Here is a 26,175-nt window from a genome sequence, read left to right as displayed (position 1 = left end):
GGCTGAATGTGGGGTAGGAGCGAGGAGAGTGAACAAATTGAGATTAGAAAGATTTCGCAAAATAATAGGTCTTTGTCTCCTTGTTTCTTTAGTTTTTATTGGGTGTTTTAAACCGCTTCGGACGTTTATTTCATCCCCGAAGCAACTTGTTGTTTTTGAAGGGCAACAATCAGAAATAGCTTCATTACCAGTTTTTCACGCTTCATCTACAGATCGTCATGTGTTTACAGTAAGTTCCAATGAACAAAAACAAGGACTTATGGTAAATCCTCATCAAAATGGTGAAGCAGATATGGTGTTTCAGCTTGCTGGTTTTCCAGTGAAAAAAGTAAATGTGAAAGTATTGAAAGATTTTAAAGTTATTCCAGGTGGACAATCAATTGGTGTGAAGTTAAATACAAAAGGGGTACTTGTTGTAGGCCATCATTTAATTCAAACTGAAAAAGGGAAAGTATCTCCTGGTGAAACAGCTGGTGTGCAAATTGGAGATATGATTACTGAAATTAATGGTAAAACAATTGAAAGAATGAGTGATGTAGCACCATTTATTCATAATAGTGGTGAAACAGGTGAACCGCTTAATCTTGTTTTGTTAAGAGATGGAAAACATATCCGCACTAAGTTAACACCACAAAAAGACAGTGGAGAATCGTCTTATCGTATTGGTTTATATATTCGTGATTCGGCAGCTGGAATCGGAACAATGACATTTGTTCATCCTGATTCTATGAAATATGGGGCACTTGGTCATGTCATTTCTGATAACGATACGAAAAAGCCGATTCAAGTCGAAGATGGACAAATTATGCGTTCGACAGTTACATCAATTGAAAGAGGTAGTCATGGGAATCCAGGAGAGAAATTAGCGAGGTTCTCACCAGATCGTGAAGTGATTGGTAATATTACAATAAATAGTCCATTTGGTATATTCGGGAAATTGAATACAAATATACCAAATGGTGTAATGGATAAAGCGATGCCTATTGCACTATCTCATCAAGTAAAAGAGGGACCGGCAAAAATATTAACAGTTATTGATAAAGATAAAGTGGAAGCGTTTGATATTGAAGTTGTAAGTACAGTACCGCAAAAGTTTCCAGCTACAAAAGGCATGGTAATAAAAGTAACAGACAAACGTTTATTAGCGAAAACGGGTGGTATCGTACAAGGCATGAGCGGAAGTCCAATTGTACAAAACGGGAAAGTAATTGGTGCTGTTACACATGTATTTGTAAATGATCCAACGTCAGGATATGGTGTTCATATTGAATGGATGTTACATGAGGCTGGAATTAACATTTATGAACAAGAAAGAAAAGCGAGCTAATTATTAATTAGCTCGCTTTTCTTTTGAAAAATTCGTTGAAATTTTGTAAAAGCTCCGCAAGAGGTGTTTTTTGTTGTAAAATAAAAGAAAAGGGTTGAACGTTTCGTTGTATTTCTATGATGGAATGTGTTGCGAAAGGGAATAAATGAACGATAAACATATTTTTTTGTGATTTTATCGGAAAGTAACAAACTTTAAAAGGGAATTTTCACACAATTGTCGAACAATTCATGTAGCCTAGAAGGATACACATGTCGGAGAATCGATTCGGTAAGGGAGGAAAAGCTGTGGAGAAAATTAAAGTCTGTCTTGTAGATGATAATAAAGAATTAGTATCAATGCTAGAGAGTTACGTAGCTGCTCAAGATGATATGGAAGTAATCGGTACTGCTTATAATGGTCAAGAGTGTTTAAATTTATTAAATGATAAGCAGCCGGATGTACTTGTTTTAGACATTATTATGCCACATTTAGATGGTTTAGCTGTACTAGAGAAAATGCGAAATATTGAAAGGCTAAGACAGCCTAGCGTAATTATGTTGACAGCATTTGGACAAGAAGATGTGACGACAAAAGCTGTTGACTTAGGTGCTTCATATTTCATATTAAAACCATTTGATATGGAGAATTTAACGAGTCATATTCGTCAAGTGAGCGGTAAGGCGAACGCTACCATTAAACGTCCACTTCCATCTTTCCGTTCAGCAACTACAATAGATGGAAAACCGAAAAACTTAGACGCGAGCATTACGAGTATCATTCATGAAATCGGTGTGCCTGCTCATATTAAAGGGTATATGTACTTAAGGGAAGCAATCTCTATGGTGTACAATGATATCGAATTACTTGGATCTATTACGAAAGTATTGTATCCAGATATCGCGAAGAAATATAATACAACAGCAAGCCGCGTCGAGCGTGCAATCCGTCACGCAATTGAAGTAGCATGGAGTCGTGGGAATATTGATTCTATTTCGTCCTTATTCGGTTATACAGTATCCATGTCAAAAGCAAAACCTACGAATTCCGAGTTCATCGCAATGGTTGCGGATAAGCTGAGACTTGAACATAAGGCTAGCTGAGAGTAAAGATAGTAAGGGATTTAAGTTTTAGTAAAGCTTAATCATTCTTTAAATTTATACTCGATATTAAATGTAAAACCAATGAACTTTTTATTTAATGACCAATGAATTTTAGAATTCGTTGGTCTTTTTATTTTATTGAGAACAAGAGATCATTTGATATCATGGAAGATAAATCCTGTTTTTAGTAATATTACATATAAGTGAGTTTTTTTTATAAGATAATTAAATAGGTATAGATAGGGAGAAGGGGAATGAAAAATAAAATATTAACTTGGCTAGGAATAGTAGCAGCTATGGGAGTTCTTGCTGTTGCAGTTACATTTGGAATGTTAGAACTTGCCGATAATCCAGTAGATAAAGAAGTGAATGCTCAAATAGATAAAAAAGAAGATCCAACGATAGTAGGTAGAGAGGTAGATGGAGTCTTTGTTGATGTGTATGTTACTGAAAATTCTACTGAAAGCGAAGTCATTACAGTGATGCATCACATGACTCATCAAAAAGTAGTAGCAGAACGAAAATCAGAATCCATTCCAATGATTCAAAATAATGCTGAAAAATTAAAAAATATCATAAATAAGAGTGGCTTTGCGAAAAAAAATGAGCTTTTAGAGATTGCTGATAGATGGGCGAAAAAAGATTTTAGTCAAATTGTAGAAGATCACAATTATTTCTCGGATGCCCAAGAAGGTAGCACTTGTAAAGCCACTAGAGCGATGGATGCGGTAGAAGAGCAACATTATATTTTAACTACATTCGGGGAGGAAAAAGCGAAAGAACTATACGATTCAGGAGATGCGCCACATGTGCAATAAAATGAACCTTTAATTAGTAGGGGCTCCCATCCCGCACCTAACGCCATCGTCAAATTGTGTGCCGGGATTCTTACTGCCTGTAAATAGTGAGATAAACTATAGATTACGAAGAAGCTTCCTTTTAGGGAGTTTTTTTATTTCCTTCGATTTAAGGGTTTTGAGGGAATATATAAATTTATGTGAAAAAATGTAGTGAAAAGAAGGATATGTACAGGAAATACGTGGGTTTGACATCATAATTTCCATAACGTATCATTGATTTGGAAAGTTAGAGATATAGGAGAATGGATGAATGACTTTTAAAAAAATAGTGAATCGAGCTTACCCAATCATTGTTATGACGGTGTTTTTATCTATATTTTCAATGATAGTAAGTAAATTTTTTATCCCCAAAACAATTTTGATGAGTGGTGAATTTCCTTATCCGACTGAGGAGTACACTCCCCAAAAAGTCGGTGCTGTTCTAGCGGCGACGTTGCTTTTATTTGCGCTCTTCTTTATGTATTATAAATGGGTTATTAATAAAATGAAAAGAACGTACACAAATATTATGATTGCTTTAGGTATCGTAATCATTTTGACGACGGAAATAATGATTACTTCTATCGCATTTAACCCTGTTGTAGGAGATTATGCCATCCTTAAACAAGGAATTGTCTCTGTGTTTAATGGAGATAATCAATTTTTAGAAATGGGACAGCTTCTATTTTATCCATATAATACACATATTGTATTATTAGGAGGATATTTTGCTAAATTGGTAGGAAGCGTAGATGTGGCGATAAAAATATTACCAATAGTATGTATAACAGGTAGTATTATTTTAAATGTATTGATTGTAAGGAAAATTACAAACTTTAAAGTTGCTCACATATCGATCGTGTTAACTGTGCTAAACATTTTTATATATTGGCAGGCGCCAGTTTTCTATACGCATACATTAGTAATATTTTTTATTTCAGCAACGATGTATACATATTTATGTTTGAAAACAGCGGAAACAAAAAGGTTGAAGATTATTTTATGGATTTTATTAGGAGTTTTTGCGGCTTGTACTTATATTATAAGACCGACAGCATTGGCGTTAGCGTTAGCGATTTTAATTGAGAATATTTTTAAATTTCGTAAGAAGTATTCTGTAAAGGTGTTAAGTAGTGTTTTATTTTGTTTAATCCTTATTGTAAGTTTTAAAAGTATAACGACAAAGCTAAATCTCAGTACCGATAATGAAATTGAAAAAATTCCATTCACTCATTGGGTGAAAATGGGGTTGAACAAAGATACGTACGGTGTGTGGAATCAGGCAGATGCAGATTATATTGATGATGAAAACATAAAGAATACGAAGGATTTAAATGAACACAATAAAGGAGTTATAGTGCAGCGTTTCAGTGAATTTGGTGTAACGGGTTATGTACACCATTTAAATGAAAAAATAACTAGAGAATGGGTATCAAGTCAGTTCTCCATGTACCGTATTGGACAATGGTTTGAGCAGAAGAACGACACGATAACTAATTACGTATCGAACTATAGTACAACGAAGTATAAAATCGTTACTGTATATTCGTATGTTATCAAATTATTTGTTTATGTAGCTGTTCTGGCGGCTGTTATACTTTATAAAAAGAAAGATGAAAATGAATCGGAAGTTATACGAATTGCGATGATTAGTACGTTAGGGGTGTTTACTTTCTTATTACTATGGGAAACAGCTCCTCATTATACTTATGAAGCATTTGCATTTATGAATATTCCAGCTTCTTTAGGGTTGTATAAATTGTTTATGATTTTTAATAAAGAAAAGAAACATGCATAATTTGAGTAACTGAAATGAGTAGTAAGAAACCCCTCTTTTATTAAAAGAGGGGTTTTAATTTATTGATTATAAATGTTTGAAAAAAAGATTAAATGGAATCATAGTATATCTGTTAAAGGATTTTAGTAGGGAAGTCATCCGTGATATAATAGAAAATAATAAAAAGCCCTGCAAAACAGGACTGTATTATTCCTCGTCTTTATTTTGTTTTTCTAATTCAACTAACTTTTGAATTAGAATGTGCTGCGGCATATGCATAAGTTGTTCAAGTGGAACACCTAATGCTTTTGATAGGCGGACTGCAGTGTCTGGAGAAATTTGTAATGGTCTCATAGAAGTACCTCCTTTTTCGTATAGTATAGCATAAGATTGGGGGAGTGAGGATGACTCTTATATTTGCACATCGTGGTGCAGCGGGAACGTACCCAGAAAATACAATGATTTCATTTGAAGCAGCTGAATCTTTTAGAGCAGATGGAATTGAGCTTGATGTTCAATTAACGAAAGATGGAAAAGTTGTCGTCATTCATGATGAAACAGTGGACCGGACAACAAATGGAAAAGGTGCGGTTCGTAATTATTTATATGAGGATTTATGTAAATTAGATGCGAGCTATAAATTCGGTGATAAAGTAGGCTTTTGTAAAATACCTCTTTTAGAAGAGGTGTTAGAATGGATTGATAAAACAGAGTTGCTACTTAATATTGAACTGAAAAATAATAAAATTCCATACAGAGGTTTAGAGGAAGAAGTTATAACGCTTGTACGGAAATGTAATCTAGAAGATCGTGTTATATTTTCTTCATTTAATCACTACAGTATGAAAAGGTGTCATATGATGGCTCCTGATATTCAAACAGCGATTTTATATCGTGAAGGTTTGCATAGTCCGTGGGCGTATGCGAAAAAAATGGGCGCTACAGCAGTGCACCCTAATTATCGTTATCTTCAAGATGCTGTTGCTGAATTAACGATGGAAAGTGGTGTAGAGGTTCGGCCCTATACAATAAATGAAGAAACGCTTATGCGTAAATATTTTGATATGAATATTTCGGCGATTATTACTGATTACCCCGAAACAGCAAGAATGTTATTGCCAATAAAAAAATGAGACCGCGTGTAACGGTCTCATTTTTTATTTATAAATAGTGGGGCCTTCCTACCTTCTAAAGCGAGCTTGTACTTTATTTCGTTTACGGTCTCGGTGTAAGACGAAGCCTCCGAAGATATAAAACCCGAGCCCGAAGCAGAGAGCGCCGATTAAAAATTGTAACCATAGTATAGAGAGTGGAGGAAATAGAATCCCGAATACAGTATCTCTCATTAACTTAATGCCAAACACAGCTAATGAAATAGGGATGAGTGCTAATGATAGAGCAAGGTAACGCTGCATATAAACGCTCCTTTTCAGATTATTTTGTTTATTTCAATGATGTTATATGAAAAGGGGGTTTGTCAAGAGGGGGCTGAACGAGTAAGATAAGGGTGTGAAAAATTTTGCAGAGATACTTCGAGAGGAAGTGTAATATATGAAACAAAAAGTTTTAATTGTTGGTGCAGGTGAAGGTGGTAGTACACTGCTGAATCTGTTACAAAGTTCAAATATATTTCAAATTATAGGGATTATTGATATAAATCCGATAGCAAAGGGATTACAAATGGCTAAGGAATATGGGGTTACAATTGGAGAGAGTGTAACGCCGTTTCTTTCTATGCATATTGATGTAATGTTTGATATGACGGGTGACGATGATTTACATAAAGATTTAATAAAGAAAAAGCATAAAGATACTCTTCTTATACCAGGTGATATTGCGAAAATTGTTACGAGATTAGCACATGAGAAGGAAAGTTTAATTGGAAAATTAGAAGAACAGACGCAGCAAGGGGATTTAATTTTAAATTCTACGCATGACGGTATGATTGTGATTGATCGAGAGGGACAAGTACGCCTATTTAATAAAAGTGCAGAGCGTATTATCGGATATAAAAAAGAAGATGCGGTAGGGAAATATATTTTAGAAGTTATTCCGACTAGTAAGTTGCTTCGTATTATACGTACGAAACAAATAGAAGTAAATTATGAACTGACATTAGAGAATGAAAAGAAAATTATTACAACCCGTATTCCAATATTAAAAGAGGGAGGAGAGGTACAAGGGGCATTTGCGATTTTTAAAGATATAACAGAGGTTGTAGATCTTGCGGAAGAAGTTACAGATTTAAAGGAGATTCAAACGTTACTTGAGGCGATTATCAACTCGTCTGAGGAAGCAATTTCGGTCGTGGATGAAAAGGGAAGAGGATTAGTAATTAACCCTGCGTATACGAAATTAACAGGTTTAACAGAAGAGGACATTATTGGGAAACCGGCTACAACTGATATTGTAGAAGGTGAAAGTATGCATATGAAAGTACTTCGAACGCGTAGGGCGGTACGCGGAATACATATGAAGATTGGACAAAAGAAGCGTGATGTAATTGTAAACGTAGCGCCAGTTATAGTGGATGGGATATTGAAAGGAAGCGTTGGTGTAATTCGTGACGTATCAGAAATTCAAAAGTTAACAAATGAATTGAATAGAGCAAGGCAAATTATTCGAACGTTAGAAGCGAAATATTCATTTGATGACATTGTCGGAAATTCAGATGAAACAACGGCCGCTATTGAACAGGCGAAACTTGGAGCGAATACACCGGCAACAGTATTACTACGCGGAGAATCTGGAACGGGTAAAGAATTGTTTGCACATGCAATTCATAATGGAAGTAATCGAAAATATAATAAATTCGTCCGGGTAAACTGTGCTGCTATTTCCGAGACTTTATTAGAAAGTGAATTATTCGGTTATGAGGAAGGTGCATTTTCAGGAGCAAAAAGAGGCGGAAAACGAGGTTTTTTTGAGGAAGCGAATAACGGTAGTATCTTTTTAGATGAAATAGGAGAATTGTCTGCAAATACGCAAGCGAAACTCCTTCGCGTGTTGCAAGAAAAAGAAATTGTAAAAGTTGGTGGAACGAAAGCGATACCTATAAATGTCCGGGTAATTGCAGCGACACATGTGAATTTAGAAAAGGGCATTCTAGAAGGAGAGTTTAGAGAGGATTTATATTATCGATTAAATAAAATTCCAATTCAAATTCCGTCTCTTCGTCAGCGAAAAGGAGATATACCGGCAATTGCAGACAGATTGATTCAAAAAATTAACCAAGATTATGGTCGGAATGTAGAGGGGCTCACTGATTCGGCTATTTCATATTTACAATCATATGAATGGCCAGGAAATGTGAGGGAGCTTGAAAACATTTTAGGACGAGCTATTATCTTTATGAATTATAACGAAATATATATTGATGTCCATCATTTACCACCTTTACATACAGAGGAGCAGACTGAGGTAAAACAAAATAACTTATTACCTGAATTAGAAGAAAAGCCACTTGAACAATTAGTGACAGAGTTTGAAGGGCATATCATTCATGAATGTTTAGAGAGGTTTGATGGAAATAAAACAAAAACTGCAAGAGCATTAGGAATTTCGGTTCGAAATTTATATTACAAGCTAGAAAAGTATGAGTGTGCAAAAAATAGCATGCAATAAATTGCGTACCGTGCAATTTATTGCATGGTATACAAAAAGCGACAAAACAAGACAGAATGTTTCGTTATTTTCCAAAGTATTGATTTTACTGCATTTTGAATGCGTTTTCATTATTGGTAAGACCACTTTTGAAAGTTGGCACGGTATTTGCTTTATAAATAGACGAGGGACGACGGAAAGGGTTGATTACAAAATATGAAGTTAGAACACTTAATTGATCAAGCAGCAGGACAGCCTAAAAAAACTGTGGCTGTAGCAGTAGCTGAAGATCATGAAGTAATTGAAGCTGTAGCGAAAGCAATTAAATTACAGCTAGCTCAATTTCGTCTATATGGAAATCAAGAAAAAATAATGGGGATGCTACAAGAACATGGTTTACAAACTTCAGAATACATTGAAGTGATTGCAGCAGCGTCAAGTGCTGAGGCTGCAGAACTTTCTGTTAAAGCTGTAAGAAATGGCGAAGCAGATGTGCTTATGAAGGGAAACATCCCAACAGCAAATATTTTGAAAGCTGTATTAAATAAAGAGTGGGGACTTCGTAAAGGTAGCGCACTTTCACACGTTGCAGCATTTGAAGTTCCAAATTACGATCGTCTTATCTTTGTTACAGATGCAGCGATGAACATTGCACCTGATGTAACACAAAAAGCTGCTATTATACAGAATACTGTAGAAGTTGCCCAGGCAATAGGAATAGATTTGCCAAAGGTAGCACCAATTGCAGCAGTAGAGGTTGTGAATCCTGCGATGCAAGCGACAATTGATGCCGCGATGTTAACTCAAATGAATCGCCGCGGACAAATTAAAAATTGTGTCGTTGATGGACCACTTGCTTTAGATAATGCAGTATCACAAATTGCAGCAGAACATAAAGGCATAGTAAGTGATGTAGCAGGTAAAGCAGACATTTTACTCGTCCCAACGATTGAAGCTGGAAATGTGCTGTACAAATCACTCGTATACTTTGCGGATGCAAAAGTAGGAGCTATGATTGCTGGCGCAAAAGCACCGATTGTTTTAACATCTCGTGCTGATTCAGCAGAAACAAAAGTATATTCATTAGCATTGGCAGTTACGACTGCTTCAAAATAAACCAAACAGGGTAAAACACTAGGGGGAAACGACAATGACATTAGAAATCTTCGAATACTTAGAAAAATATGATTATGAGCAAGTAGTATTTTGTCAAGATAAAGAATCTGGTTTAAAAGCAATCATCGCAATTCATGATACAACACTTGGACCAGCTCTTGGTGGAACAAGAATGTGGACATATGATTCTGAAGAAGCGGCGATTGAAGATGCATTGCGTCTTGCAAAAGGGATGACATACAAAAACGCAGCAGCTGGCTTAAACTTAGGTGGTGCGAAAACAGTAATTATCGGTGATCCACGTAAAGATAAGAGCGAAGCGATGTTCCGTGCATTAGGACGATACATTCAAGGACTAAACGGACGTTACATTACAGCTGAAGATGTTGGTACAACAGTAGATGATATGGATATTATTCACGAAGAAACTGATTTTGTAACAGGTATTTCACCATCATTCGGTTCTTCTGGTAACCCATCTCCAGTAACTGCATACGGTGTTTATCGTGGTATGAAAGCAGCTGCGAAAGAGGCTTTCGGTACTGATAATTTAGAAGGAAAAGTAATTGCTGTTCAAGGTGTTGGTAACGTAGCGTATCACCTATGCAAACATTTACATGCTGAAGGAGCAAAATTAATCGTTACAGATATTAATAAAGAAGCTGTACAACGCGCGGTAGAAGAATTCGGTGCATCAGCAGTTGAGCCAAATGAAATTTACGGTGTTGAATGTGATATTTACGCACCATGTGCATTAGGCGCAACAGTTAATGACGAAACTATTCCACAACTTAAAGCAAAAGTAATCGCAGGTTCTGCAAATAACCAATTAAAAGAAAATCGTCACGGCGACATGATTCATGAAATGGGTATTGTATACGCACCAGACTATGTTATTAATGCTGGTGGTGTAATTAACGTAGCAGACGAATTATATGGATACAATAGAGAACGTGCACTAAAACGTGTTGAGTCTATTTATGACACAATTGCAAAAGTAATCGAAATTTCAAAACGTGATGGCATTGCAACTTATGTATCAGCAGATCGTTTAGCTGAAGAGCGCATTGCAAGCTTGAAAAACTCTCGTAGCACATACTTACGCAACGGTCACGACATTATTAGCCGTCGCTAATCATTCATATATTACTTTTACAAAAGGTGTGGTTACCTCTTATGAGGTTTCCACCTCCTTTTGAATTTATTAGTGGAGGTAGCAACAGTGTCTTTAAATCGAATTCTTGTTATTAATCCGGGTAGTACATCCACAAAAATTGGTGTTTTTGATAATGAAAGGCCCGTTTTAGAAGAAACTATTCGTCATGACGAAGAACAAATTGGAAAATATAAGAGAATTATCGATCAATATGAGTTTCGCAAAGAAACGATTTTAGAAGTTCTACATTCTCACGGTATTAACATTTCAAAGTTAAACGCAGTTTGTGGGCGTGGGGGATTACTTCGTCCAATCGAAGGCGGAACATACACAGTAAACGATTCGATGTTAGAAGATTTGAAAAATGGGTTTAGCGGTCATCATGCTTCAAACCTTGGAGGTATTTTAGCATATGAAATCGCTTCTGGATTAAATATTCCGGCATTCATAGTAGATCCTGTCGTTGTAGATGAAATGGAGCCGGTTGCTCGTATAAGTGGTATTGCTGGTATGGAACGTAAAAGTATTTTCCATGCATTAAACCAAAAAGCAGTTGCTCGTAAAGTGGCTGAAGAATTAAATCACAAATACGAGGATTTAAATTTATTAGTTACACATATGGGTGGCGGTATTACAGTTGGTGCTCATAAAAAAGGAAAAGTTATTGATGTGAATAACGGCTTAAACGGAGAAGGCCCATTTAGTCCAGAGCGTGCGGGTACAGTACCGGTAGGGCAATTAGTGGAGATGTGTTTCTCTGGTGAGTATTACCGTGACGAAATGGTTAAAAAACTTGTTGGACAAGGTGGACTTGTAAGCCTAATCGGTACAAATGATGCGATCAAAGTAGAACAAATGGTTGAAAAAGGTGATCCGGAAGCAACTCTTATTTATAAAGCAATGGCATATCAAGTTGCAAAAGAGATTGGCGGAGCTAGCGCTGTACTTCACGGGAAAATTGATGCAATCGTTTTAACTGGTGGACTTGCGTACAGTAAAATTCTTGTTGATGAAATAAAAGAACGTGTTGACTGGATTGCAGATGTTATCGTACATCCAGGGGAAGATGAATTACAAGCATTAGCAGAAGGAGCACTTCGTGTATTACGTGAAGAAGAAGCGCCGAAAGAGTATGTTGTACGAGAAAAACAAACAGTAGCTAGGGGTTGAGATAATGGCAAGAGAATATGATTTAGTCATCGTTGGCGGCGGTACTGGTGGATATGTTGCTGCTATTCGAGCATCACAACTAGGTTTAAAAACTGCACTTGTTGAAAAAGAAAATCTTGGTGGTACTTGTTTGCACAAAGGATGTATTCCTAGTAAAGCTCTTTTACGTAGTGCGGAAGTATACGCAACTGCTAAAAAAAGCGAAGAGTTCGGAGTTATTGCAAGTAATGTAGAACTAAACTTTGCGAAAGTGCAAGAGCGTAAAGAGAAGATTGTAACGCAACTTCATAAAGGTGTTCAACACTTAATGAAACAAGGTAAAATTGATGTGTTTGAAGGTATCGGCCGTATTCTTGGCCCATCTATTTTCTCTCCAATGCCAGGGACAATTTCAGTTGAACTTGCAAGTGGAGAAGAGAATGAAATGTTAATTCCAAAAAATGTACTTGTTGCAACAGGTTCTCGTCCGAATTCGTTACCAGGTTTAGAATTAGACGGAGAGTATGTAATGTCTTCCGATCATGCCCTAAAAATGGAAACGCTTCCTAGCTCAATTATTATCGTTGGTGGCGGTGTAATCGGTATTGAGTGGGCATCTATGCTTGCTGACTTCGGTGTAGAAGTTACAGTATTAGAGTATGCGAAAACGATATTACCACTAGAAGATCAGGACGTTTCAAAAGAAATGCAACGTCTATTCAAGAAAAAAGGTATTAAAGTGGTAACTGGTGCAAAAGTATTACCAGAAACATTGGTAAAAGATAACGGAGTAACAATTCAAGCTGAACATAACGGTGAGAATAAAGAATTTAAAGCAGAAAAAATGCTTGTATCTGTAGGAAGACAAGCCAATACGCAAAATATTGGTTTAGAGAATACGGATATCGTTGTGGAAAAAGGATACATTCAAACAAATGAGTTTTATCAAACGAAAGAATCTCATATTTACGCAATCGGAGATGTAATCGGCGGCTTACAACTTGCTCACGTTGCTTCTCATGAAGGAATTGTTGCAGTGGAACATATTGCTGGTAAAGAAGTTACACCAATTGATTACTCTATGGTATCAAAATGCGTATATAGCAGTCCAGAAGTTGCTTCTGTCGGTTTAACAGAACAAGAAGCGAAAGAAAAAGGCTATAAGTTAAAAGTAGGTAAGTTCTCATTCCGTGCAATCGGAAAAGCACTTGTATACGGCGAATCAGATGGTTTCGTAAAACTTGTAGTTGATGAAGAAACAAATGACATTCTTGGTGTTCATATGATTGGACCACATGTAACAGATATGATTTCTGAAGCTGGTCTTGCAAGAGTACTTGATGCAACACCGTGGGAAGTAGCACATACAATTCATCCGCATCCATCATTATCTGAGGCGATTGGTGAAGCAGCATTAGCTGTAGATGGAAAAGCGTTACACGCATAAAAATGTGGATTTAGGAGGTTATGAAAAATGGCAGAAGTAAAAGAAAAGCGCCATGAAGAGCTTGGCTTAAGTGATGAGCAAGTATTAGAAATGTTCCGTACGATGTTACTTGCACGTAAAATCGACGAACGTATGTGGTTATTAAACCGTGCGGGTAAAATTCCATTCGTAATTTCTTGTCAAGGACAAGAGGCTGCACAAGTTGGAGCAGCATTCGCTCTTGATAGAGAGAAAGATTATGCATTACCATACTACCGTGATATGGGTGTTGTACTAGCGTTCGGTATGACAGCTAAAGAGCTTATGTTGTCTGCTTTCGCGAAAGCTGGAGATCCAAACTCTGGTGGTCGTCAAATGCCTGGTCACTTCGGTCAAAAGAAAAATCGTATTGTGACAGGATCATCTCCAGTAACAACGCAAGTACCACATGCAGTTGGTATTGCATTAGCTGGAAAAATGGAAAAGAAAGATTTAGTAACGTTTGTTACATTTGGAGAAGGTTCTTCAAACCAAGGTGACTTCCATGAAGGGGCAAACTTTGCTGGTGTACACAAACTACCTGTTATTTTCATGTGTGAAAATAATAAATACGCAATCTCTATTCCAGTTGAAAAACAATTAGCATGTAAAAACGTATCAGACCGTGCAATTGGTTACGGTATGCCTGGATATACAATAGACGGAAACGATCCACTTGCAGTATATAAAGCTGTAAAAGAGGCAGCAGACCGCGGCCGTCGTGGTGAAGGCCCAACTTTAATTGAAACAGTATCATATCGTTTAACAGCACATTCTAGTGACGACGATGATCGTGTTTATCGTGATAAAGAAGAAGTAGAAGAAGCAAAGAAAAAAGATTCAATCATAACATTTGCAGCTTATTTAAAAGAAGCTGGCGTGTTAACTGAGGAATTTGAAAAACAAATGTTAGACGAAATTATGCATATCGTAAATGAAGCAACAGAATATGCAGAAAATGCTCCGTATGCAGCACCTGAAGATGCATTGAAGCACGTATACGCAGAATAGGGGGGAACGTTTCATGGCTGTAATGTCTTATATTGATGCTATTACATTAGCAATGCGCGAAGAAATGGAACGCGATGAGAAAGTATTTGTTTTAGGTGAAGATGTTGGTAAAAAAGGTGGCGTATTTAAAGCGACACACGGATTATATGATCAATTTGGTGAAGATCGTGCGCTTGATGCACCGCTTGCAGAATCTGCAATTGCTGGGGTAGCAATTGGTGCGGCAATGTATGGTATGCGTCCAATCGCTGAAATGCAGTTTGCTGATTTCATCATGCCAGCAGTAAACCAAATTGTTTCTGAGGCAGCAAAAATTCGTTATCGTTCTAATAACGATTGGACTTGTCCAGTTACAATTCGTGCGCCATTTGGCGGCGGTGTTCACGGTGCATTGTATCATTCACAATCTGTGGAAGCGATGTTTGCGAACCAACCAGGTTTAAAAATTGTCATTCCTTCTACACCGTATGATGCAAAAGGTTTATTAAAAGCAGCAATTCGTGATGAAGATCCAGTATTATTCTTTGAGCATAAGCGTGCATATCGCTTAATTAAAGGTGAAGTGCCAGAGGATGATTACGTATTACCAATCGGAAAAGCAGATGTAAAACGCGAAGGTGATGATATTACTGTTATCACATACGGATTATGTGTTCACTTTGCTCTTCAAGCAGCTGAAAAGTTAGCGCAAGATGGCATCTCTGCACATGTTCTTGATTTACGTACTGTATATCCATTAGATAAAGAAGCAATCATTGAAGCAGCTTCTAAAACAGGTAAAGTTCTTCTTGTAACAGAGGACAATAAAGAAGGAAGTATTATAAGTGAAGTGGCAGCAATTATTGCTGAAAACTGTCTGTTTGATTTAGATGCGCCAATCGCACGTCTTGCAGGTCCAGACGTTCCAGCAATGCCATATGCACCAACAATGGAAAAATTCTTTATGGTAAATCCAGATAAAGTTGAAAAAGCAATGCGTGAACTTGCGGAATTTTAATCGGGGGGACTATACATGGCTGTAGAAAATATCACAATGCCTCAGCTCGGGGAGAGCGTTACAGAGGGTACAATTAGTAAATGGCTCGTTAATGTTGGCGATCATGTAAACAAGTATGATCCACTTGCAGAAGTAATGACTGATAAAGTAAATGCTGAAGTACCATCTTCTTTCACTGGTATTGTGAAAGAATTAATTGCTGGTGAAGGTGAGACGTTAGCTGTAGGTGAAGTAGTTTGTGTTATTCAAGTAGAAGGCGCAGATGAAGTAGCAGCGACAGCTGTTGAGGAAAAAACTAAAGAAGAACCAAAGTTAGAAGTAGCTACGTCTGAAAAAGCACCGAAAGCAAAACAACCAACTGATGGAAAACCACGTTTTTCACCAGCTGTTTTAAAACTTGCAGGTGAGCATAATGTTGATTTAGATTTAGTAGAAGGTACGGGAGCAAATGGCCGTATCACTCGTAAAGATATTTTAAAGCTAGTGGAATCTGGAAATATTCCGCAAGCAGGTGCGAAGAAAGAGGAAGCGGTAGCAGCAGTAGTAGAAGAGCGTCCAGAAGCACCAAAAGCAGCGCCAGTAGCACAAAAAGTAGAAACTGCAAAACCAGTTTCTGTACCAACAATGCCTGGCGATATCGAAATTCCAGTAACAGGTGTGCGTAAAGCAATTGCAGCGAACATGTTACGTAGTAAACACGAAGCGCCACATGCTTGGATGATGATTGAAGTAGATGTGACAAACCTTGTGTCATACCGTAATTCAATTAAAGGTGATTTCAAAAAGCGCGAAGGCTTTAATTTAACGTTCTTTGCTTTCTTCGTAAAAGCAGTAGCGCAAGCGTTAAAAGAGTATCCTCAAATCAATTCAATGTGGGCTGGCGATAAGATCGTTCAGAAGAAAGATATTAACCTTTCTATCGCTGTTGCAACAGAGGACGAACTATTTGTACCAGTAATTAAACACGCGGATGAGAAGACGATTAAAGGTATCGCTCGTGAAATTACAGAGCTTGCAGGAAAAGTACGTACGAAATCGTTAAAAGCGGACGAAATGCAAGGTGGAACATTTACAATTAATAACACAGGATCATTTGGTTCTGTTCAATCTATGGGTATTATTAATTATCCACAAGCGGCTATTTTACAAGTTGAATCAATTGTAAAACGCCCAGTAATTATGGATAATGGTATGTTCGGTGCTCGCGACATGGTTAACTTATGTTTATCACTTGATCATCGTGTACTAGATGGCTTAATTTGTGGTAAGTTCTTAGGACGTGTAAAAGAAATTTTAGAAAATACGTCAGAAAATAATACATCTGTATATTAATAAAAAGCTCGCTTATGCGAGCTTTTTATCATCTTATTTCTTCATCTACATCCTACTATATGTATAATATCTTCCCCAGTAATCTTACAATGAACGATTATGTATTAGGAATTTATGAAAATACATTGCTGATATATGGTATATGGATATAAAATAAGAAAAGAATAATTTTTTTGGCAAATCTTACTGACGAAACTGTAGTATAATATATTGTATTGTATGAAAAAGAGAGTTATTCTATATAAGTGTTTTATAGATAATGTGTAATCAGTCGTCAAAACATGAAGAATGTTGACTCCTGGTTTTTTATTTTGCTGTAACAATGTTTCAGGAGGATGTCATGAAAAGAAGTACCGAGTTTCTAAAAAGTTTAGATGTAAAATTAATATTAATTTTGTTAGCATTATGTGTTACGAGTATAGCCGCTATATATAGCAGTCAGCAAACTGGCCAATATGGAGAGGCAAACTTTGCGATGAAACAGGGTTTGAACTACATAATTGGAGTTGTATTGTTATTGCTTGTTGCAAGCATCGACTTAGATCAATTACAAAAATTGTCTTGGCCACTTTATATCGTTGGATTTGGTTCACTTATTCTTTTGAAAATACTACCGGTTTCCACTTTCACACCTGAAAAATTAGGTGCAAAAAGATGGTTTGTATTTCCGTTAGTTGGACAAATTCAACCATCTGAGTTTTTCAAAATTTCATTGCTTCTCGTAGTAGCAAGTATAGCAGTGAAACATAATGCACAGTATATGGCAAGGACATTCCAAACGGATTTACAATTAGTAGGTAAAATTGTGTTAGTATCCCTTCCGCCTATGGCTGTTGTATATAGCCAACCGGATACAGGGATGGTGTTCTTATATGCTGCTGCTATTGCATGTATTTTATTTATGTCAGGTATTCAGAAGAAATTGATAGCGTTATGTACAGTTATTCCGGTGACCGTATTATCTACGTTAATATTTATTTACGTAAGGTATGAGGATTTCTTCTTTAATAAGTTAGTTACGTTACTAAAACCTCACCAACAATCACGTATTGTAGGTTGGTTAAATCCATTTGAAAATGCAGATCAAGGTTATCAAACACAGCAATCGATTTTAGCTGTAGGTAGTGGCGGTATGGAAGGGAAAGGATTTGGCGAAGGGAACGTCTATATCCCTGAGAAGCATACTGACTTTATTTTTGCTACAATTGCCGAAGAAGGTGGATTTATCGTAGCCGCGTTAGTTGTATTTTTGTTCCTATTACTACTATATCGAACAATTATTATCGGTTATTCTGCTGATAATTTATTCGGTACATTATTATGTGCTGGAGCAATTGGAATATTAACGGTTCAAATATTCCAAAACATCGGTATGATCGTTGGATTAATGCCTGTAAAAGGGATTGCATTACCGTTCTTATCGTATGGGGGAAGTTCCTTGTTCTCGAATATGATTATGATGGGTCTCATATTATCGGTACGGAAAACGTATAAAAAGTATATGTTTTCTGTTAAGTAAAAAAGCTGGTTCGTGTAAATACGAACCAGCTTTTTTACATATATGCTCTTAAACGTTGCAAACTAAAACAAAGTAGCAGTTTGAGACGGGTAAGGAGTGCAAAGTGATGCATATGCATATTTTTGAAGGGGCACGGCATCTTTCCAATAGTGAATGGGTTATTCGGGCTATTATAGCATACATATTTTTAATATTAGTTGCGAAAGCGATGGGGCAAAGATCCATCGCGCAACTTCGTTTTTTAGATGTCGTATTAGTATTATTGCTTGGTGGAAATATTTCTAACGCATTATCTGATGAAAAAGTAGGATTACTCGGATCAATGATTACAACGTTCATACTCGTTGTACTTCACATTATAAGCTCAGTCTTAATGTTGAAATGGGATAGATGGAGACGCTTTTTAGAGCCAGCACCTATTATTCTTATACACAATGGTTCCATTGATTTTAGCAATTTGAAAAAAGCGAGAATTACGGTGGAATATTTATTTTCGGAACTTCGTATGCGAAATGTGAGTGATATTCAAAAGATTAAATTAGCATTATGGGAAGCGAACGGTGTCGTTTCTATATTTCAGTATCCAGAATATGAAGCAGTTTCGCGGCTTGATCTGAAAGTGGCGGGAAAAAAATCTCCAGTTTCATTTGTATTAGTAAAGGATGGGAGCATTCAGAAAGATGTTCTTGCTTTATTAGGGAAAACAGAAGAATGGGCGAGAGAATTTCTAGAGAAAAACGCAGAAGTTGAATCCATTATGTTAGCTACAGTAGATGAAGCACATAAAATAAATATTTTGTTAAAAAAATGAAAAATATACGCATTTTGTCGTTTCATACATATGATACAATAGTGTGGACAACGAAAAAGGAGGCGATACGATGGGATATGTAGAAGAATTACGAAAAATAGTTGGTCATCGCCCTTTAATTTTAGTTGGTGCTGTTGTACTCGTTATAAATGAAAATGGGGATGTTTTATTACAGCAAAGAACAGAGCCTTACGGAAAATGGGGATTGCCTGGCGGATTAATGGAGCTTGGCGAATCACCAGAAGAAACAGCTTGCCGTGAAGTATATGAAGAGACAGGAATAGAAGTGAAGAACTTGCGATTAATTAATGTATTTTCGGGAGCGAATTATTTTACAAAACTAGCAAATGGTGATGAATTTCAATCCGTAACGACAGCCTATTATACGGATGAATATGAAGGGGAGTTTGTTATGAATAAAGAAGAAGCGGTTCAGCTTACATTCTTCCCACTAACAGAACTACCTGACTATATTGTAGGATCGCATAAAAAAATGATTGGTGAATATATGAAGATTATGGAAAAAGAGATATAATAATAGTGAAAGAAATACAAAAACACAGTTCTGGTCGGTAGTCCAGACGCATGATTTCATGTCAGTAACCTTCCCCTCCGGGATGTCCAGTATTTCTAATTTTTTTAAAGGAGGGGCTGTCAATGGATTTGACAGTATATCACGATGGTCAATTTTTCGTAGGAATTATTACGCATAAAGAAAAAGGAAAATTGTATGGAGCAAGGTATATTTTTGGAATGGAACCTTCAGATGAAGAAGTACTTATATTTGTGAATGGTCCAATGTTAGCATATTTCCAGCATGTTGCAAAATGCGGTGTGGAAGTGGAAGAAAAACAGCGTCCAAAAAATATAAAACGTATCATACGACAAGCGGCAAAAGAAGTAAATGTAAAGCGTTTTACTAAGGCACAAGAAGCGATTAGTTTATCTTATGAATTGTATAAACAAGAAAAGAAAGTGCAGTCTAAAGAGAAGCGAGAAGCTGAAAAACAAAGAAGACGTTTAATTAAAGTACAAAAAGCAAAGCAAAAGCATCGTGGCCATTAAAAAAAAGGTGTTAGAGCAAGGGCTCTAACACCTTTTCTATGCCTAAATACAAGTAAACTTACTTGTATTTCATAAACATTAACTGGTAAGATACAAATAGATAGTTTTAGAGGAGGGAAAAGATTGATTAATTTTAACTTTTTTATGAATGATGTTGTCCGCCAAGCGCGTGAAGAGATTGTCTCTGCTGGATATACAGAATTGACGACGCCGGAAGCAGTAGAAGAAGCGTTTAAAAGAAATGGAACAACACTTGTAATGATAAACTCTGTATGTGGTTGTGCAGGTGGTATTGCTCGTCCTGCTGCTGCGCATTCCGTACATTATGATAAACGTCCTAACCATCTTGTAACGGTGTTTGCAGGTCAAGATAAAGAAGCGACAGCAAAAGCTCGTGAATATTTCGAAGGATATCCACCTTCTTCTCCATCATTCGCTTTATTAAAAGATGGAAAAATTGTAACGATGGTAGAACGTCATGAAATTGAAGGTCATGAACCAATGCAAGTTATTGCAAAACTACAATCTTATTTCGAAGAGAATTGTGAAGAACTATAAATATAAGCGAAAAGGCGGTACGTCCACAATGAAGTGGATGTACCGCCTTTTTTTATTTAGTATTAAAATTTATGGGATATGCATAGTTATGTTGTTTTATGCAATGTTTTATACATGACAAACGTTGTTTGTATTGATATTTTATTTATTTTTATTTTATATATTGCATAAAAATTAAACTGCTGATACAATACAAACATCGAATAAATATTCTATTAAACTTTTAAATATACATTATTAGGGGGAAGAAAGATGAAGAAGTTATTATCAATATCGTTTGCACTTATTTTAATTGTAAGTATGTTCAGTGCTTGTAGTAATGGGGAAGAAAAGGCTACTGGAAAAAATAAGAAAGTACTGGTTATGGGGACTTCAGCAGATTATAAACCATATGAATACGTAGAGGCTTCAAAAAGTGATGAAATTATCGGCTTTGATGTTGATGTTGCTAAATATATCGGAAAAGAACTTGGTTATGAAGTGAAAGTGAAAGATATGGATTTTGGTGGTTTATTAGCATCCCTTAGCTCAGGAAAAGTTGATTTCGTAATGGCAGGTATGACGCCAACGGCAGAGCGTAAAAATAATGTTGACTTCACAGATATATATTTTGTTGCGAAAAACATGGTCGTTTCTAAAAAGGATTCTAATATTCAATCTGTAGAGGATTTAAAAGGGAAAAAAGTAGGAGTACAAACAGGATCTATCCAAGAAGAGAAAGCAGCAGAATTTAAAAAACAAGTAGATTTCAAAGTTGAGGGACGTGACCGTATACCAGAAATCGTACAAGAAATTAAAGCTGGTCGTTTTGACGCTGCAATTATAGAAGACACAGTTGCTAAAAATTATTTAGAAAAAATGAAAGAATTACAAGGAATTGAAATTAAAGAAGCACCAGAAGAAGTAGGAGCAGCAATTGCCCTTCCGAAAAATAGTGATAAAACAGCAGAATTTAATAAAGTAATTAAAAAAATGCAAGAAAATGGAGAAATGGATAAATTAGTGAAGAAATGGTTTGGCAGCGAAAAATAAGCTGCCTTTCACTTTTCTGTGAGGAGAATGAAAAGAATGAACTTAGATTTTTCGGCGATTACGCCTTCGATACCATATATACTAAAAGGCCTAGAAGTTACTTTAAAAATTGTAGCAGTATCAGCGTTAGTTGGGTTTATTTTAGGAACGTTATTAGCGCTTTGCAAAATTGCTAGAATACGAGCATTAAATATAGCGGCAGATTTTTATACATCAATTTTCCGTGGTACACCACTTGTATTGCAATTAATGATTATTTATTTCGGTGTCCCGCAAATAATTGGTTATGAAATACCAGCATTCGTAGCAGCTGTATTAGCATTTAGCTTAAATTCAGGTGCATATATGTCAGAGGTAATTCGTGCCGGCATTCAAGCGGTTGATAAAGGACAAACAGAAGCAGCGATGGCTTTAGGAATTCCTTACGGGAAAATGATGCGAAATATCATTTTCCCTCAAGCATTAAAAAATATATTACCAGCGCTTGTGAACGAGTTTGCGACACTTACGAAAGAATCGGCTGTAGTAACAGTAATAGGAGCGACCGATTTAATGCGCCGTGCTTACATTGTAGGCGGTGAAACGTTTAAATATCTTGAACCATTACTTTTTGTTGGACTCATTTATTATATGCTAGTCATTATTCTTACATTAGTCGGGAAGGCAATTGAAGGGAGAATGAAGAAAAGTGATTAAAATTGAAAACCTTCATAAATCATTTGGAAAAAACGAAGTATTAAAAGGGATTACAACAACGATTGAAAAAGGGGAAGTAGTAGCAATTATTGGACCGTCTGGATCAGGGAAATCAACATTTTTACGTTGTATGAATGTGCTAGAAGCACCGACAAATGGTCACATTTGGATTGGAACGGAAGAAGTAACGAATCCGAAAACGAATATTATGCACGTTCGTGAAAATGTCGGAATGGTATTTCAGCATTTTCACCTATTTCCTCATATGACTGTATTAGAAAATATTACGTATGCTCCTATCAATGTAAAAGGAGTAACGAAACAAGAAGCTGACAAGAAAGCCGAGAAACTTTTAGAAAAGGTCGGTTTATTAGATAAAAAAGATACGTATCCGAATCGTCTTTCGGGAGGACAAAAGCAACGTGTAGCAATTGCGAGAGCGTTAGCGATGGAACCAGAAGTGATGTTATTTGATGAACCAACATCAGCACTAGATCCAGAGATGGTAAAAGAAGTGTTAGAAGTTATGAAATCATTAGTTACGACAGGAATGACAATGGTGATTGTTACACATGAAATGGGATTTGCAAAAGAAGTAGCAGATCGTGTTCTCTTTTTAGATGGTGGAAAGCTTGTAGAAGATAGCGCGCCAACAGAATTTTTTGTAGCACCGAAAAGTGAACGTGCGCAACAATTTTTACAAAAAATATTGTAATATGTAAAGGTTGCGTGAATAATAAGTAGAAAAGGATGACATTGTGTCATCCTTTTTTTATACTAACTGTAAATACGTTTATACATATAGGAGCAGTGCTATGTTCAAAATTGGATACCGTACAGTAAAAACAGCAATAGGGACAGGCGCAGCCGTTTTTATTGCGCAGTTATTAGGATTAGAATTTTATAGTTCAGCGGGCATTTTAGTTATATTATGTGTACAAAATACGAAACGTAAATCACTTCAAGTGTCTTTACATCGTTTTTTAGCTTGTGTATTATCAATGGTATTCGCTTTTTGTATTTTTGAAACAATTGGATATACACCACTTGCAATTAGTATATTATTACTTACATTTATTCCGACTGCAGTTATGCTCAAAATTCAAGAAGGTATTGTCACGAGTTCAGTTATTGTGATGCATCTATATTCATTGAAACAAATTACATGGCTTATTGTTGGGAATGAAATTGCGATATTAACGATAGGAATTAGCGTGGCTTTATTAGTGAATATGTATATGCCAAGTAGTGAAAATAAGCTAAAAGAGTATCAGGATACAATAGAAAGTAACTTTAAAACAATTTTGTTTGAAATGGTCGTGTATTTACGAAACAGAGAAAGTAGCTGGAGCGGGGCAGAACTTATTGAAACTGAAAATATGCTAAATGAAGCAAGGGATGTATCGTTTAAGAAACTTGAGAATGCATTTATGCGAGAAGATGGCTATTACTATCGTTATTTTAATATGCGCATGCAACAATTCGAAATTTTAGAACGGATGATACCATTAGCAGCTTCTTTATCATGGACATATGAACAAGCTGATATGATTGCGGATGTGGTTGAAAACATTGGAAATGCTATTAGCCCTGAGAGTACTGGGGTTATTTCCTTAAGACAGCTTCAAGAAATGAGAGAATTATTTAGAGACATGCCATTGCCCGTTACACGTGAAGAATTTGAGATACGTGCGAAGCTTGTTCAACTTGTGTATGAAATGGAACAATATTTACTCATTAAAAGCCGTTTTAAGGGAAAGGATAATATAAAAGAACTTATATAGAAGGTAGGAATTATTATGCCGTATCTTCTCTCTTTCATATTATGTCTTTCTTTATCGCCTATTTGGCCTCTTGGTGATAATCCACGTGCCGGAGATCCTTTTATTATTGTAAATAAAGCGACGAATAAACTAGCTTATATTGACGATGGAAAGATCCAAAAGGTTTTTCCAGTAGCGACAGGGAAAACAAATGAATTAACTCCAGAGGGAACTTTTGATGTTGTAATGAAAGCGAAGGATCCGTATTATATTGCGAAGGATATTCCAGGTGGGTCACCGAAAAATCCACTTGGGTCAAGGTGGATTGGATTTAATGCAAGAGGAACTGATGGAAGTAAATATGGAATACATGGAACAAACCAACCTAGTTCAATTGGAAAGTATATTTCACAAGGATGTATAAGAATGAAGAAAAACGATGTGGAGTATTTATTTGATCGCATTCCAATTGGAACGAAAGTATGGATTGTGAAGTCGAAAAAATCATTTCAGCAATTGGCAAAACAAAAAGGAGCCATTGCATATGAAAAAGCCAACAAAGGTTGGCTTTTTCTATTGTAATAAGTTGTCTTGACATGTGTACATAACCATGAGTTAATGAGAGTATAGAAAGATAAAGTGAAACTTTAATCAGTGGGATGTTTTTTACCCGCGGATTATCAGCGCTCACCGATCAGGATAAAAAAATTAGATAAAGGGGTTGCTCATATGTACTTGAATCCTAAAATTTCGTATATGCAATTTTTTATGGGATTTCTATTTGTTATTACATTCATATTGGCAACTTTTAATATATGTTCTTATCTTGTAGCAATTGTATGTATGGCATTACTCAATCTTACTTTTGTTATTGGAGCATTTCAGCAGAAACAATATACAAGTTTTATAACAGCACTTGTAATGTCATTCTCCTTTAGTATTGTAGCGATTGTGCTTTATATAAAATAAACCATCTCGATATCGAGATGGTTTATTTTATTATGTTATGTGTAAAAAGTAAAAAAAGGACGAACACATCGTCCTTTTTACCAAAACATACTTGCGCCAGCAAGTAATGTTGTTACAAGCATAGAAATTAGCATTACATAAATCATAACTTTTTGAGCTTTTTTATGCATCGTTAAGCCTCCTTGCAAATCAGTACAATATTATTGTAACGAGAAATGATATTGTGGACAAGGGGAGAGAAGTGACAAAATTCGAGAAGTGCGTGTAAAGTATAACAGGAAATTTGTATGTATGTAGAGAATATATAATTAATGATAGAGTATAAGTTTTTTGTTATGCAAGCTGAAGAATGGAGATACGATGATGAAAATATATGAAACAAATCGTTTACATTTAAGGGAAATTGATGAGTCGTATGCTGAAAAAGTTCTTCAATATTACGACAGAAATCGTGAATTTTTAAAAGCTTGGGAAGAGTATAGACCGGATGATTTTTTTACGTTAGATTATCAGAAGAAAAAGTTACAAAAGGATAGAAAAGAGTTTGCAGAAGGTAAAATCATCAGGCTTTGGATTTTTAAAAAGGGTGATGATACGAAAATAATTGGATGTATTTCATTTAATTTAATTGTTCGCGGAATTTATCAATCTTGTGTACTCGGCTATAAATTAGATAAGGCAGAGTTAAACAAAGGTTATACGACAGAAGCGCTTAGAAAAGCGATTCAAGTTGCTTTTGAGGAATTTCAGTTACATCGTATAGAAGCACCGATTATGCCACGAAATTTAGCATCTATACAAGTAGTGACGAAGATAGGCTTTCAATATGAGGGCGTGTCTAGGAAAATGTTAATGGTTAATGGAGTATGGGAAGATCATATGCGCTGGGTATTGTTAAATGAGTAATA

28 protein-coding genes are annotated in these 26,175 nt (G+C 36.1%); 25 read left to right on the top strand and 3 right to left on the bottom strand.

The genetic code is table 11. From position 1 onward, the window contains the following. Positions 1-28 precede the first annotated feature (28 nt). From spoIVB to AC1DMU_RS02370, 4 genes are all read left to right on the top strand, one after another. The gene (gene spoIVB / locus AC1DMU_RS02385) at positions 29-1,327 is read left to right on the top strand and encodes a SpoIVB peptidase (protein ID WP_048546381.1); all 1,299 of its coding nucleotides are present in this window, start codon (positions 29-31) and stop codon (positions 1,325-1,327) included. 287 nt (positions 1,328-1,614) lie between these two features. Beyond that, on the top strand, positions 1,615-2,409 hold the full coding sequence (spo0A, locus tag AC1DMU_RS02380) for a sporulation transcription factor Spo0A (protein ID WP_033658812.1): 795 nt from the start codon (positions 1,615-1,617) through the stop codon (positions 2,407-2,409). 254 nt (positions 2,410-2,663) lie between these two features. After that, positions 2,664-3,227, top strand: a complete 564-nt coding sequence (locus AC1DMU_RS02375) for a PRK06770 family protein (RefSeq protein ID WP_088064386.1) — start codon at positions 2,664-2,666, stop codon at positions 3,225-3,227. A 292-nt stretch (positions 3,228-3,519) separates the two neighbouring features. After that, positions 3,520-5,046, top strand: coding sequence for a glycosyltransferase family protein (locus tag AC1DMU_RS02370; protein ID WP_476941463.1), 1,527 nt, complete (start codon positions 3,520-3,522; stop codon positions 5,044-5,046). A 186-nt stretch (positions 5,047-5,232) separates the two neighbouring features. Here the strand turns inward: AC1DMU_RS02370 and AC1DMU_RS02365 are convergent, their stop codons facing one another. After that, on the bottom strand, positions 5,233-5,379 hold the full coding sequence (locus AC1DMU_RS02365; protein WP_001247671.1) for a YycC family protein: 147 nt from the start codon (positions 5,377-5,379) through the stop codon (positions 5,233-5,235). Between the two features lie 50 nt (positions 5,380-5,429). Here AC1DMU_RS02365 and AC1DMU_RS02360 point away from each other — a divergent pair, with 50 nt between their 5' ends. Next, the gene (locus tag AC1DMU_RS02360; RefSeq protein WP_048546379.1) at positions 5,430-6,158 is read left to right on the top strand and encodes a glycerophosphodiester phosphodiesterase; all 729 of its coding nucleotides are present in this window, start codon (positions 5,430-5,432) and stop codon (positions 6,156-6,158) included. Positions 6,159-6,206: 48 nt separating this feature from the next. Here the strand turns inward: AC1DMU_RS02360 and AC1DMU_RS02355 are convergent, their stop codons facing one another. Then, complete coding sequence (locus AC1DMU_RS02355) at positions 6,207-6,440, bottom strand: DUF2627 domain-containing protein (protein WP_001190198.1); 234 nt, start codon at positions 6,438-6,440, stop codon at positions 6,207-6,209. Positions 6,441-6,576: 136 nt separating this feature from the next. Here AC1DMU_RS02355 and AC1DMU_RS02350 point away from each other — a divergent pair, with 136 nt between their 5' ends. The 19 genes from AC1DMU_RS02350 to AC1DMU_RS02260 all read left to right on the top strand — a co-directional run bounded on the left by AC1DMU_RS02350 (position 6,577) and on the right by AC1DMU_RS02260 (position 25,267). After that, the gene (locus AC1DMU_RS02350) at positions 6,577-8,649 is read left to right on the top strand and encodes a sigma-54 interaction domain-containing protein (protein WP_048546377.1); all 2,073 of its coding nucleotides are present in this window, start codon (positions 6,577-6,579) and stop codon (positions 8,647-8,649) included. A gap of 195 nt (positions 8,650-8,844) precedes the next feature. Continuing rightward, complete coding sequence (gene yqiS, locus AC1DMU_RS02345; protein WP_088064382.1) at positions 8,845-9,744, top strand: phosphate butyryltransferase; 900 nt, start codon at positions 8,845-8,847, stop codon at positions 9,742-9,744. A 34-nt stretch (positions 9,745-9,778) separates the two neighbouring features. Continuing rightward, positions 9,779-10,879: a leucine dehydrogenase gene (locus tag AC1DMU_RS02340; RefSeq protein WP_088064381.1), complete on the top strand. Its 1,101-nt coding sequence runs from the start codon at positions 9,779-9,781 to the stop codon at positions 10,877-10,879. Positions 10,880-10,966: 87 nt separating this feature from the next. Continuing rightward, positions 10,967-12,070, top strand: a complete 1,104-nt coding sequence (gene buk, locus AC1DMU_RS02335) for a butyrate kinase (protein ID WP_000056197.1) — start codon at positions 10,967-10,969, stop codon at positions 12,068-12,070. A gap of 4 nt (positions 12,071-12,074) precedes the next feature. Then, positions 12,075-13,496 carry a dihydrolipoyl dehydrogenase gene (gene lpdA, locus AC1DMU_RS02330; RefSeq protein WP_000090438.1) on the top strand — a complete coding sequence of 474 codons (1,422 nt, stop codon included), beginning with the start codon at positions 12,075-12,077 and terminating at the stop codon, positions 13,494-13,496. 27 nt (positions 13,497-13,523) lie between these two features. After that, the gene (bfmBAA, locus tag AC1DMU_RS02325) at positions 13,524-14,525 is read left to right on the top strand and encodes a 3-methyl-2-oxobutanoate dehydrogenase subunit alpha (RefSeq protein WP_000852549.1); all 1,002 of its coding nucleotides are present in this window, start codon (positions 13,524-13,526) and stop codon (positions 14,523-14,525) included. Between the two features lie 13 nt (positions 14,526-14,538). After that, positions 14,539-15,522, top strand: coding sequence for a 3-methyl-2-oxobutanoate dehydrogenase subunit beta (gene bfmBAB / locus AC1DMU_RS02320; protein ID WP_000290073.1), 984 nt, complete (start codon positions 14,539-14,541; stop codon positions 15,520-15,522). 15 nt (positions 15,523-15,537) lie between these two features. Then, positions 15,538-16,854 carry a dihydrolipoamide acetyltransferase family protein gene (locus AC1DMU_RS02315; protein ID WP_088064380.1) on the top strand — a complete coding sequence of 439 codons (1,317 nt, stop codon included), beginning with the start codon at positions 15,538-15,540 and terminating at the stop codon, positions 16,852-16,854. Positions 16,855-17,194: 340 nt separating this feature from the next. Beyond that, positions 17,195-18,373, top strand: coding sequence for an FtsW/RodA/SpoVE family cell cycle protein (locus AC1DMU_RS02310; protein WP_087985160.1), 1,179 nt, complete (start codon positions 17,195-17,197; stop codon positions 18,371-18,373). Between the two features lie 106 nt (positions 18,374-18,479). Beyond that, entirely contained in the window at positions 18,480-19,184 is a 705-nt protein-coding gene (locus AC1DMU_RS02305; protein ID WP_048546371.1) for a DUF421 domain-containing protein, read from the top strand. A gap of 70 nt (positions 19,185-19,254) precedes the next feature. Continuing rightward, the gene (locus AC1DMU_RS02300; RefSeq protein ID WP_087985159.1) at positions 19,255-19,719 is read left to right on the top strand and encodes an NUDIX hydrolase; all 465 of its coding nucleotides are present in this window, start codon (positions 19,255-19,257) and stop codon (positions 19,717-19,719) included. Positions 19,720-19,841: 122 nt separating this feature from the next. Then, positions 19,842-20,249 carry a YjdF family protein gene (locus AC1DMU_RS02295; RefSeq protein WP_073516449.1) on the top strand — a complete coding sequence of 136 codons (408 nt, stop codon included), beginning with the start codon at positions 19,842-19,844 and terminating at the stop codon, positions 20,247-20,249. Positions 20,250-20,393: 144 nt separating this feature from the next. Beyond that, positions 20,394-20,807 carry a BrxA/BrxB family bacilliredoxin gene (locus AC1DMU_RS02290; RefSeq protein WP_170968331.1) on the top strand — a complete coding sequence of 138 codons (414 nt, stop codon included), beginning with the start codon at positions 20,394-20,396 and terminating at the stop codon, positions 20,805-20,807. Positions 20,808-21,059: 252 nt separating this feature from the next. Further along, positions 21,060-21,839: a transporter substrate-binding domain-containing protein gene (locus tag AC1DMU_RS02285; protein WP_000735475.1), complete on the top strand. Its 780-nt coding sequence runs from the start codon at positions 21,060-21,062 to the stop codon at positions 21,837-21,839. Between the two features lie 36 nt (positions 21,840-21,875). Continuing rightward, entirely contained in the window at positions 21,876-22,535 is a 660-nt protein-coding gene (locus AC1DMU_RS02280) for an amino acid ABC transporter permease (protein WP_001046922.1), read from the top strand. Continuing rightward, a complete protein-coding gene (locus AC1DMU_RS02275; RefSeq protein ID WP_087985156.1) occupies positions 22,528-23,250 on the top strand; it encodes an amino acid ABC transporter ATP-binding protein in 723 nt (240 codons plus the stop codon). The genes AC1DMU_RS02280 and AC1DMU_RS02275 overlap by 8 nt, the downstream gene beginning before the upstream one ends. A 100-nt stretch (positions 23,251-23,350) precedes the next feature. Beyond that, positions 23,351-24,319, top strand: a complete 969-nt coding sequence (locus tag AC1DMU_RS02270) for an aromatic acid exporter family protein (protein ID WP_088064379.1) — start codon at positions 23,351-23,353, stop codon at positions 24,317-24,319. Between the two features lie 15 nt (positions 24,320-24,334). Beyond that, the gene (locus AC1DMU_RS02265; RefSeq protein WP_106382652.1) at positions 24,335-24,880 is read left to right on the top strand and encodes a L,D-transpeptidase; all 546 of its coding nucleotides are present in this window, start codon (positions 24,335-24,337) and stop codon (positions 24,878-24,880) included. A 147-nt stretch (positions 24,881-25,027) separates the two neighbouring features. Beyond that, positions 25,028-25,267, top strand: coding sequence for a DUF3894 domain-containing protein (locus AC1DMU_RS02260; RefSeq protein WP_000281162.1), 240 nt, complete (start codon positions 25,028-25,030; stop codon positions 25,265-25,267). A gap of 77 nt (positions 25,268-25,344) precedes the next feature. Here AC1DMU_RS02260 and prli42 read toward each other — a convergent pair whose 3' ends face one another. Then, positions 25,345-25,437 (bottom strand): stressosome-associated protein Prli42, encoded by a 93-nt coding sequence (prli42, locus tag AC1DMU_RS02255; RefSeq protein WP_000549038.1) that lies wholly within the window; start codon positions 25,435-25,437, stop codon positions 25,345-25,347. 190 nt (positions 25,438-25,627) lie between these two features. Between prli42 and AC1DMU_RS02250 the strand changes: the two genes are divergently transcribed. Next, positions 25,628-26,173 carry a GNAT family N-acetyltransferase gene (locus tag AC1DMU_RS02250; RefSeq protein ID WP_002008488.1) on the top strand — a complete coding sequence of 182 codons (546 nt, stop codon included), beginning with the start codon at positions 25,628-25,630 and terminating at the stop codon, positions 26,171-26,173. Positions 26,174-26,175: the final 2 nt, after the last annotated feature.

The sequence above is a fragment of the Bacillus sp. 01N45 genome, assembly GCF_056399205.1.
Note: the sequence above shows the minus strand (reverse complement) of the source record. Positions and strands in the feature narration are given on the sequence as shown.